The organism is Micromonospora sp. NPDC047074 (genome assembly GCF_040643815.1).
GTDB lineage: Bacteria > Actinomycetota > Actinomycetes > Mycobacteriales > Micromonosporaceae > Micromonospora.
This window is the reverse complement of sequence record NZ_JBEYVB010000009.1, coordinates 130075-140730: the sequence shown is the minus strand read 5'-3', so window position 1 is coordinate 140730 and position 10656 is coordinate 130075. Positions and strand designations below refer to the sequence as shown.

General features: G+C 76.6%; 1 protein-coding gene. It reads left to right on the top strand.

Annotation, left to right across the window (positions count from 1 at the left end):
* The first annotated feature begins 357 nt into the window (after positions 1–357).
* Positions 358–10617, top strand: a complete 10260-nt coding sequence (locus ABZ809_RS15320; protein WP_357563125.1) for a type I polyketide synthase — start codon at positions 358–360, stop codon at positions 10615–10617.
* Positions 10618–10656: the final 39 nt, after the last annotated feature.

The following is a 10656-nucleotide window of genomic DNA, read 5'->3' as shown; positions in this document are numbered from 1 at the left end:
CGTACCCGTTAAAGGAATTCGGCGTATCGCGCCGAAGGTGCCGGCGGGGCCGCGCGCGCGGGCCCGGACAGGCCGCCGGAGCGGCCCCGCCGACACTCGCCGAAGGGGAGGTCAAGCCCATCCTGTGGGGGGTGGGCGAGGTCGTGCGCCTAGGGGCGGCCGCTAGGGGCACCGTAGGGGTTGTGACCGTCAGCGGGCCGCAATTACCTTTCCTCGGTAGGTAAGACCTGGTGTGCGCTGTGCCGCCGCTGAATAGCCGCAATTTCCGACCCGTGAAATGGGTGGTGATATCGCGGCCGAGGCGTCTGTGGACGGTGTCGGGTCGCATGGTTCCTCCGGCCCATGAAGGTGGCGCTGATGGCGACTGAAGACACGCTCCGTGAATACCTCAAGTGGGTCACCGCCGACCTGCACCAGACCCGGCGCAAGCTCGGCGACCTGGAGAACGCGCAGCGTGAGCCGATCGCCATCGTCGGCATGGGCTGCCGCTATCCGGGCGGCGTGAAGTCCCCCGAGGACCTGTGGCAGCTCGTCGACTCCGGCACCGACGCCATCTCCGAGTTCCCGGCCGACCGGGGCTGGGACCTGGAACGGCTCATCCACCCGGACCCGGACCACCCCGGCACCTCCTACGCCGGGCACGGCGGGTTCGTCGACGACGTGGCCGAGTTCGACCCGGCCTTCTTCGGCATCTCGCCCCGCGAGGCGATCGCCATGGACCCGCAGCAGCGGCTGCTGCTGGAGACCGCCTGGGAGGCGTTCGAGCACGCCGGAATCGACCCGGCCACCCTGCGCGGCCAGCAGGTCGGGGTGTTCGCCAGCTCCGCCGGCCAGGACTACGCGGTGCTGCTCCAGGTGCCGCCGCCCGGCGCCGAGGGGTACCTGCTCACCGGCACCGCCGCCAGCGTGGTCTCCGGCCGCGTCTCCTACGCGCTCGGCCTCGAGGGCCCCGCGGTGAGCGTGGACACCGCCTGCTCGTCGTCGCTGGTCGCGTTGCACCTCGCCTGTCAGGCACTGCGGCAGGGCGAGTGCTCCCTGGCACTGGCCGGCGGCGCCACCATCATGGCCACGCCATCCGCATTCGTCAATTTCTCCCGGCAGCGCGGCCTGGCCGCCGACGGCCGGTGCAAGTCGTTCGCCGCCGCCGCCGACGGCACCGGCTGGGGCGAGGGCGCCGGCCTGCTGCTGGTCGAGCGGCTCTCGGACGCCCGGCGCCTCGGGCACCCCGTCCTGGCGGTGGTCCGGGGCAGCGCCGTCAACCAGGACGGCGCCAGCAACGGACTGACCGCCCCCAACGGGCCTTCCCAGCAGCGGGTCGTGCTCCAGGCGCTCGCCAGCGCCCGGCTGTCGACCGAGCAGGTCGACGTGGTGGAGGCGCACGGCACCGGCACCAACCTCGGTGACCCGATCGAGGCGCAGGCGCTGCTGGCCACGTACGGGCAGGGCCGGCCGGAGGACAAGCCGCTGCTGCTCGGCTCGATCAAGTCGAACATCGGCCACACCCAGGCCGCCGCCGGCGTCGCCGGAGTGATCAAGATGGTGATGGCGATGCGGCACGAGCGCGTCCCCGCCACCCTGCACGTCGACGCCCCGACCCCGGAGGTCGACTGGTCCGCCGGGGCGGTGTCCCTGGTCACCGAGCCGGTGCCGTGGCCGGCCGGCGAGCAGCCCCGCCGGGCCGGCGTGTCGTCGTTCGGCATGAGCGGCACCAACGCCCACGTGATCATCGAAGAAGCACCCGCGGAGAGCCCGGCCGCCGTCCCCCCGACGGCGCCCCAGACGGATGCCGCCGACACCACCCGGTCGGCGGCATCCGTCCCCCCGCCCGAGACGCCCGCCGACCCGGCCCCCGTCACGGGGGCCGGGTTCGTGCCCGTGCTGCTGTCCGCCCGCGACGGCGAGGCGCTGGCCGCCCAGGCGACCCGCTGGGCGGGCCTGCTGGACACCGACCCCGACAGCGCGCTTGTCGACATCGGATGGTCGTCGGTCACCACCCGCGGCGTCCTGGAGCAGCGCGCCGTGCTGGTCGCCGCCGACCGCGCCGACCTGCTGCGCGGCCTGCGGGCGCTCGCCGCCGGCGAGGCCACCCCGGGCGTGACCGCCGGCGCCACCCGCGGCGGCGGCAAGCTGGCCTTCCTCTTCTCCGGCCAGGGCGCGCAGCGGCCCGGCATGGGACGCGACCTGGCCGAGGCGTTCCCGGTCTTCGCCCGCGCGCTCGCCGAGGTCAGCGGCCAGCTCGACCGGCACCTGCCGAGGCCGCTCACCCCGGTGCTCTTCGCCGAGCCGGGCAGCGCCGACGCCGCACTGCTCGACCAGACGGTCTACACCCAGGCCGGGCTGTTCGCCGTCGAGGTGGCCCTGCACCGGCTCCTGGAGTCGTGGGGGATCACCCCGGACGTGCTGCTGGGCCACTCGATCGGCGAGCTGACCGCCGCCCACGTCGCGGGCGTGCTGTCGCTGCCGGACGCCTGCGCGCTGGTCGCCGCCCGGGGCCGGCTGATGCAGGCTCTGCCCCCGGGCGGGGCCATGCTGTCGGTGACGGCGACCGCCGACGTCGTGCGCGCGGCGATCGCCGACCTGACGGACCGGGTGGCGGTGGCCGCCGTCAACGGCCCCACCGCCGTCGTGGTCTCCGGCGCCGAGGAGGCGCTCGACGACCTGGAGCGCCGCTTCGCGACCGACGGCGTACGCACCCGGCGGCTGCGGGTCAGCCACGCCTTCCACAGCCCGCTGATGGACCCGATGCTCGCCGACTTCGCCGCCGTGCTGGACCGGCTGGAGCTGCGCGAGCCCACCCTGCCGATCGTGTCCAACCTGACCGGCGCACCCGTCGACCCCGCCGCGATGCGGACCACCGGCTACTGGGTCCGGCACGTGCGGGAGGCCGTCCGGTTCGCCGACGGCGTCGCCCACCTGCGCGACGCCGGGGTCGGCGCGTTCCTGGAGGTCGGCCCGGGCGGGGTGCTCACCGCGCTGACCCGGGAGATCCTCGCCGCCGACACCGACGACGAGGGCGGCCCGGCGGCGGTGCCGATGCTGCGCCGCGACCGCCCCGAGCCGGAGTCCGCGTTCGCCGCCCTGGCCGAACTGCACGTCACCGGCGTCACGGTCGACTGGACCAGGCTCTTCGCCGGCGCCGAGCCCCGCCGGGTGCAGTTGCCCCGGTACGCGTTCCACCGCCAGCGGTTCTGGCCGGAGCCGCCGCCCGCCGCCGGGTTCACCGGGTTCGCCGCGGCCGGCACCGAGGACGCCGAGTTCTGGACGGCCGTCGAGCAGTCCGACGTCGCGGCGCTGCGCGGGCAGCTCGGCGCGGACCCGGCCGGCACCGACCGCGACCCCGTGGCGGCGCTGCTGCCCGCCCTGCCGGTGCTCGCGTCGTGGCGGCGCAACCGGCGCGACCACTCGGCGGTGGACGGCTGGTCGTACCAGGTCTCCTGGAAGCCCGTGCCCGTCGACGAGGAGCACCGGCCGGCGGGCCGCTGGCTGGTCGTGCTGCCCGCCGCCGACGCGCCGGCGTGGGCCGACCTGCTGCCCGGCCTGCTGCGCGACGGCGGCGCCGAACCGGTGCCGGTCGTGCTCGGCGACGCCGACCTGGACCGCGCGGCGCTGGCCGCCCGGCTGGCCGCGGCGGCCGGCGACGGCCCGTTCGACGGCGTCCTCGCCGTGGCGGCCGGTCAGGACCGGCTGCTGCCGGAACACCCCGGCACGACCGTCGCCGTGGCCGGCACCCTGGCCCTGCTCCAGGCCATGGCCGACATCGAGCTGGTGGCGCCGGTGTGGTGCCTGACCAGCGGCGCCGTCAAGGCCGGCCCCGTGGACCGGGTGACGCACCCGCTCCAGAGCATGGTCTGGGGCCTCGGCCGGGCCGCCGCCCTCGAGGCGCCGCCGCGCTGGGGCGGGCTGGTCGACCTGCCCGCCACCGCCGACGACCGGCTCCTGGGCCGGCTGGCCGCGGTGCTCGCCGGCGGCAGCGGCGAGGACCAGGTGGCCGTCCGGGCGGGCGGCGTCTGGGCCCGCCGGCTCGCCCCGGCCCCGGCCCCCGCCCCCGAACGGCCCGCCGGCGACTGGTGGACCGGCGGCACGATCCTGGTCACCGGTGGTACGGGCGCGCTCGGCGGTCACCTCACCCGGTGGCTGCTCGACCGGGGCGCCCGGCACGTCGTGCTCGCCGCCCGCCGGGGCGCCGACACCCCCGGCCTCGCCGGACTGCTCGGCGAGTACGCCGGGCGGGTCGACGCCGTCTCCTGCGACATGACCGACGAGCGGGCCGTCGCCGCGCTCGTCGACTCGCTGCCGGAGCTGACCGTGGTGGTGCACGCGGCGGGCCTCGACCACCTCGCCTCGATCGAGGACACCACCCTCGACGGGTTCTCCGCCGTGGTCGCCGGCAAGGTGCTCGGCGCCCTGCACCTGGACCGCGCCCTCGCCGACCGCAGGCTCGACGCGTTCCTGCTCTTCTCCTCCGTCTCCGGGATCTGGGGCAGCGCCGGACAGAGCGCGTACGGCGCGGGCAACGCCATGCTCGACGCGCTGGCCTGGAGCCGCCGCGACCGGGGCCTGGCCGCCACCGCGATCTCCTGGACGGCCTGGGGCGGCGCCGACGGCATGGCGTCCAAGAACGCCGGCGCCGAGGCGCTGCACCGGATGGGCCTGCCCACCATCGACCCGCAGCGGGCGCTGGTCGCGCTCGACCGGGCCGTGCAGCGGCAGCAGCCCGGCGTCACCGTCGTCGACGTCGACTGGGGTCGCTTCCACCCGACGTTCACCATCACCCGGCCCAGCCCGCTGATCTCCGAGATCCCCCAGGTCCTGGCCCTGCGGGCCGAGGAGGCCGAGTCCGCCGCGTCCGCCGCGCCCACCGAGAAGCTGGCCCACCTGGTCGGCCTGCCCGAGGCGGAGCAGGAACGGGAGCTGCTGCGGCTGGTCAACGAGGAGACCGCCCGGGTGCTCGGCCACGCCACCCCCGGGGACCTGCGGGGCCGCCCGTTCAAGGACCTCGGCTTCGACTCGCTGACCGCCGTGGACTTCCGGACCCGGCTCAACGACGCCACCGGACTGCGCCTGCCGTCCACCCTGGTCTTCGACCACCCCACCCCGGCCGTACTGGCGGCCCACCTGCGGACCACCGTGTTCGGCGCGGCCGGTGCCGCCCCGACCGAGCCGGTCGCCGCCGCCGTCACCGACGAGCCCGTCGCGATCGTCGGGATGGCCTGCCGGTACCCCGGCGGGGCCGGCGGGCCGGAGGAGCTGTGGCGGATCGTCGCCGACGGCGTCGACGCCATCAGCCCGTTCCCCACCGACCGGGGCTGGGACCTCCCGGACGGGCAGGACCCCGGATACACCCCGGCCGGCGGCTTCCTGCACGACGTGCCGCGGTTCGACCCCGCCTTCTTCGGCATCTCGCCGCGCGAGGCCCTGGCCATGGACCCGCAGCAGCGGCTCACGCTGGAGGCGTCCTGGGAGGTCGTCGAACGGGCCGGCCTGGACCCGCAGGGCCTGCGCGGCAGCCGCACCGGCGTCTTCGTCGGCGCCTCCACCTCCGGCTACGGCTCCGGTATGACCGAGGCGCCCGAGGGCACCGAGGGCTACCTGATGACCGGCGGCTCGCCCAGCGTCATCTCCGGCCGGGTGTCGTACACGATGGGGCTGGAGGGCCCGGCCGTCACCGTCGACACCGCGTGCTCGTCGTCGCTGGTCGCCCTGCACCTGGCCGCGTCCGCGCTGCGGCGCGGCGAGTGCGACCTGGCGCTGGCCGGCGGCGTGGCCGTGATGGCCACCCCGGACACCTTCGCCGAGTTCTCCCGGCAGCGCGGCCTGGCCGCCGACGGCCGGTGCAAGTCGTTCGCCGCCGCCGCCGACGGCACCGGCTGGGCCGAGGGCGTCGGCATGCTGCTGGTCGAGCGGCTGTCGGACGCCCGCCGCAACGGCCACCAGGTCCTCGCGGTCGTGCGGGGCAGCGCCGTCAACCAGGACGGCGCGTCCAACGGCCTGACCGCGCCGAACGGCCCGTCGCAGCAGCGGGTGATCCGGCACGCCCTCGCGTCGGCCGGCCTGGCGTCCGCCGACGTGGACGTGGTCGAGGCGCACGGCACGGGCACCACCCTGGGCGACCCGATCGAGGCGCAGGCCCTGCTGGCGACGTACGGGCAGGACCGGGGCGAGGCGGCACCGCTGCTGCTCGGGTCCATCAAGTCGAACATCGGGCACGCCCAGGCCGCCGCCGGTGTCGCCGGTGTGATCAAGATGGTGATGGCGATGCGGCACGGCGTCGTGCCGGCGTCGCTGCACGTGGACGAGCCGTCGCCGCACATCGACTGGTCGGCGGGGGCGGTGTCGCTCGCCACCGAGGCGGTGCCGTGGCCCGAGACGGGCCGGGCCCGCCGCGCCGCCGTGTCGTCGTTCGGCATCTCCGGCACCAACGCCCACGTCATCGTCGAGCAGGCCGACGGACCGGCCACCGAGCCCGACGAGAGCCCCGCACCGCGCTCCGCCGACGCCGCGCTGGTGTCCCCGGGGCCGCTTGTCTGGTCCGTGTCGGCGCGCTCCGGTGCGGCGCTGGCCGCGCAGGCCGGGCGGCTGGCCCGGTACGTGCGGGAGCACGAGGACGTGGACCCGGCGCGGGTGGCGTGGTCGCTGGCCACCACCCGGTCGGCGTTCGAGCACCGGGCCGGGGTCGTCGGCGCCGACCGCGACGAGCTGCTGGCCGGGCTGGACGCCCTCGCCGCCGGCCTGCCCGCCGCCGGCCTGCCCGCCGCCGGCCTGGTCACCGGCGTCGTGGCCGAGCCGGGTGAGGGCCCGGTCTGGGTCTTCCCCGCGCACGGCGTGCAGTCCGTCCGGATGACCGCCGGCCTGATCGGCGCCTGCCCGGTCTTCGACGCCGCGCTCGCCGAGTGCCAGGTCGAGTTGGCCCGGTGGATCGACGTCGACCTGGTCGCGGTGCTGACCGGCGACGACGAGTCGTGGCTGGAGCGGTCGGAGATCGCCCAGCCGGTGATGTTCGCCGTCGGTGTCGCGCTGGCCGCCGTGTGGCAGCACGTGGGGGTCACCCCGCAGGCGCTGATCGGCCACTCCCAGGGCGAGGTCGCCGCCGCGTACGTCGCCGGTGTGCTCTCCCTGGCCGACGCGGTGCGGGTCGTGGCGCTGCGGGCCCGGGCGCTCACCTCGATCGCGGGCGTCGGCGCGATGGCGTCGCTGGACTGCTCCCTGGCGGAGGCCACCGCTAGGCTGCCCGAGGGCGTGAGCGTCGCCGTGCACAACGGCCCGCGCGCGGTCGTGGTGGCCGGGCCCCGGCAGGCGATCACCGACCTGGTGGCGGCCTGCACGGCCGACGGCGTCAAGGCCCGCGTCGTGCCGATCGACTACGCGTCGCACTCCCCGGCCGTGCAGGAGGTCGCCGACCGGTTGCGGGCCGAGCTGGCGGGGCTGACCCCGCAGCCGGGCCACGTCCGGATCGTCTCCACGGTCACCGGCGAGTGGATCGACGGTGCCGCGTTGGGCGCCGACTACTGGGCGGAGAACCTGCGCCGGCCCGTGCTGTTCGACCCGGCCGTCCGCACGGCGGTGGCGGCGGGGCACACCGCCTTCGTGGAGGTGTCGCCGCACCCGGTGCTGAACCCGCCGCTGAACGCCATCCTCGACGACGCCGGCGTGACCGGCCAGGTGCTGGGCACCCTGCGCCGTGGCGGCGACGACGCGGCGCGGCTGCTGACCAGCATCGTCACCGCGCACGCGTACGGCCTGCCGGTGGACCCGCGCGCCGTGCTGGCCGCCGCCGAACCGCTGACCGACCTGCCCACGTACGCCTTCCAGCGGGACCGCTACTGGCTGTCGCGCACCGGGCCGGGGCGGGCCGGCCTGCCGGCGGTCGGGCTCGACGCGGCCGACCACCCGCTGCTCAGCGCCGTCGCCGACCTGCCCGGCGACGAGGGGCTGCTGCTCACCGGGCGGATCTCGCTGGCCACCCACCCGTGGCTCGCCGACCACGCCGTGCTCGGCACCGTCCTGCTGCCCGGCACCGCGCTGGTGGAACTGGCCTCCTGGAGCGGCCGGCACGTCGACACCGCCCACGTCGCCGAGCTGACCCTGGAGGCGCCCCTCGTGGTGCCCGAGGACGGCACCGTCGACCTGCGGGTACGTGTCGGCGCCGTGGACGCCGACGGGCACCGGCCGGTCGGCGTGCACTCCCGCCTCGACGACGGCCAGCCCGGCGCGACCCGGCAGTGGCAGCGCCACGCCACCGGCCTGCTCGCCCCGACCCGGCCCGTGACCGCCGCGCCGGCCGGCGCCTGGCCCCCCGCCGACGCCGAACCGGTCGCGCTGGACGACCTCTACCCGGGCCTCGCCGCGATGGGCTACCACTACGGGCCGGCCTTCCGGGCGCTGCGCGCCGCCTGGCGCCACGGCGACGACGTCCTCGCCGAGGTCGCCCTCGACGACGGGGTCCCGGCCGACGCCTTCACGCTGCACCCGGCCCTGCTGGACGCCGCGCTGCACGCCATCGGCGCCAGCGTGGCCGCCCGGCCGGCCGACGCGGCGGCGTCGGGGGTCGGCCCCGGGCTGCCGTTCGCCTGGACCGGGCTGGCCATCGAGCCCAGCCGCGCCCGGGAACTGCGGATCCGGCTCCGGGTCGCCGACTCGGCCGTGACGCTGACCGTCACCGACACCGGCGGCGTACCGGTGGCGTCCCTGGACGCGCTCGTGCTGCGGCCGATCTCCACCGACCAGCTCGACGCCGCCCGGCGCACCGCCAACCGGTCGCTGCACCGGCTCGACTGGACCACCCCCGCGCCCGGCGCCGGGCGGCCCGGCCGGATCGTCACCCTCGGCGCCGACGGTGCCGACGGGTACGCCGACCTGCCCGCGCTCGTCGCCGCCGTGCGCGGCGGCACGCCCGTGCCCGACGCGGTCCTCGTCGACGCCGGCCGGCGCACCGACGAACCGGATCCGGTCCGGGCGGCGTACCTGGTCAGCCACGAGATCCTGGCCCTGACCCAGGCATGGCTCGCCGAGGAGAGCCTGGTGCCGGCCCGACTGGTGGTCACCACCTCGGGTGCCGTGCACGTCGACGACGCCGACCGGGTCGACGACCTGCCCGCCACCACCGTGTGGGGACTGCTCCGCTCCGCGCAGTCCGAGCACCCGGGCCGGATCGTCCTGGTGGACCTCGACGCCGACCCGCGCTCCGCCGCCGCCCTGCCGACGGCCCTGGCCACCGGGGAGCCGCAGCTCGCCATCCGGGGCGGCCAGCCGCGTACGCCCCGGCTCGGCCGGCTCGCCTCGCCGTCGCCGGAGGCGGGAACGCCCGACCTCACCGGCGGCACCGTGCTGGTCACCGGCGCGACCGGCGCGCTGGGCCGCAACCTCGCCCGGCACCTGGCGACCCGGCACGGCGTACGGCACCTGCTGCTGGTCAGCCGCAGCGGCCCGGCCGCCCCCGGCGCCGGGGACCTGGTCGCGGAGCTGGCCGGCGCGGGTGTCACCGCGCGGGTGGTGGCCTGCGACGTCACCGACCCGGACGCGCTGGGCGTCCTCGTCGCCGAGGTCCCCGCCGACGCGCCGCTGGTCGGGGTGGTGCACGCCGCCGGCGTGCTGGACGACGGCATCCTCGCCGCGCTCACCCCCGAGCGCCTCGACACGGTGCTGCGGCCCAAGGTCGACGCCGCCTGGCACCTGCACGCGCTCACCGAGAAGCTGGACCTCGCCGCGTTCGTGCTGTTCTCCTCCGCTTCCGGCCTGTTCGGCGCCCCCGGCCAGGCCAACTACGCGGCGGCGAACGCGTTCCTCGACGGGCTCGCCCACCACCGGCGCGCCCGGGGCCTGGCGGTCACCTCGATGGCCTGGGGCCCGTGGGCGAACACCGACGGGCAGGGCATCCGCGTCGACGAGGACCGGATGCAGCGGGCCGGTTTCCGCCCGTTCGGCCCGGACGAGGGCATGGAGCTGTTCAGCGAGGCGCTGCGGTGCGACGACGCGGTGGTCGTACCCGTCAATCTGGACCTGGCGGTGCTCGGCCGGCTCGGGCCGGCGCTGCCCCGGTTGCTGCACGGCCTGGTCCGCGCCACCGCCCCCGCCGCGACCGCCGCCGGAGGCGACCCGGACGCGCTGCGGGCGACCCTGGCCGCCACCCCCGAGGCCGAGCGGGACCGGGTGCTGTCCGACCTGGTCCGCACCCACACCGCGGCGGTGCTCGGCTACCCGTCCTTCCGGGCCATCGGCGAGGACCGGGGCTTCGTCGAGCTGGGCTTCGACTCGCTGACGGCGATGGAGTTCCGCAACCGGCTCGGCGCCGCCACCGGCCTGCGCCTGCCCGCCACGCTGATCTACGACCGGCCGACCACGACGGCCCTGGTGGGCTACCTGCGCGGCGCGCTGCTGGCCGAGCGGAGCACCTCCGCGCTGTCCGTGCTCGGCGAGCTGAACAAGCTGGAAGGCGCCATGAAGGCGGTCGCGGCCGACGACACCGACCGCACCGCCGTCGCCGCCCGGCTGCGGGAACTGCTCTCCCTCTGGACCATCGCCGAACCCGGCGGCGACGACCCGACCGCCGACGCCGGCCTGCACTCGGCCACCGCCGAGGAGATCTTCAGCTTCCTCGACGACGAACTCGGAACGGTCTGACGTCGCATGTCACGGACCTCGAATCCCGATACGGAGCGT

Coding starts and splice junctions, on each gene's coding strand:
- ABZ809_RS15320 (WP_357563125.1), top strand. CDS start 358: ATGGCGACTGAAGACACGCTCCGTGAATACCTCAAGTGGGTCACCGCC.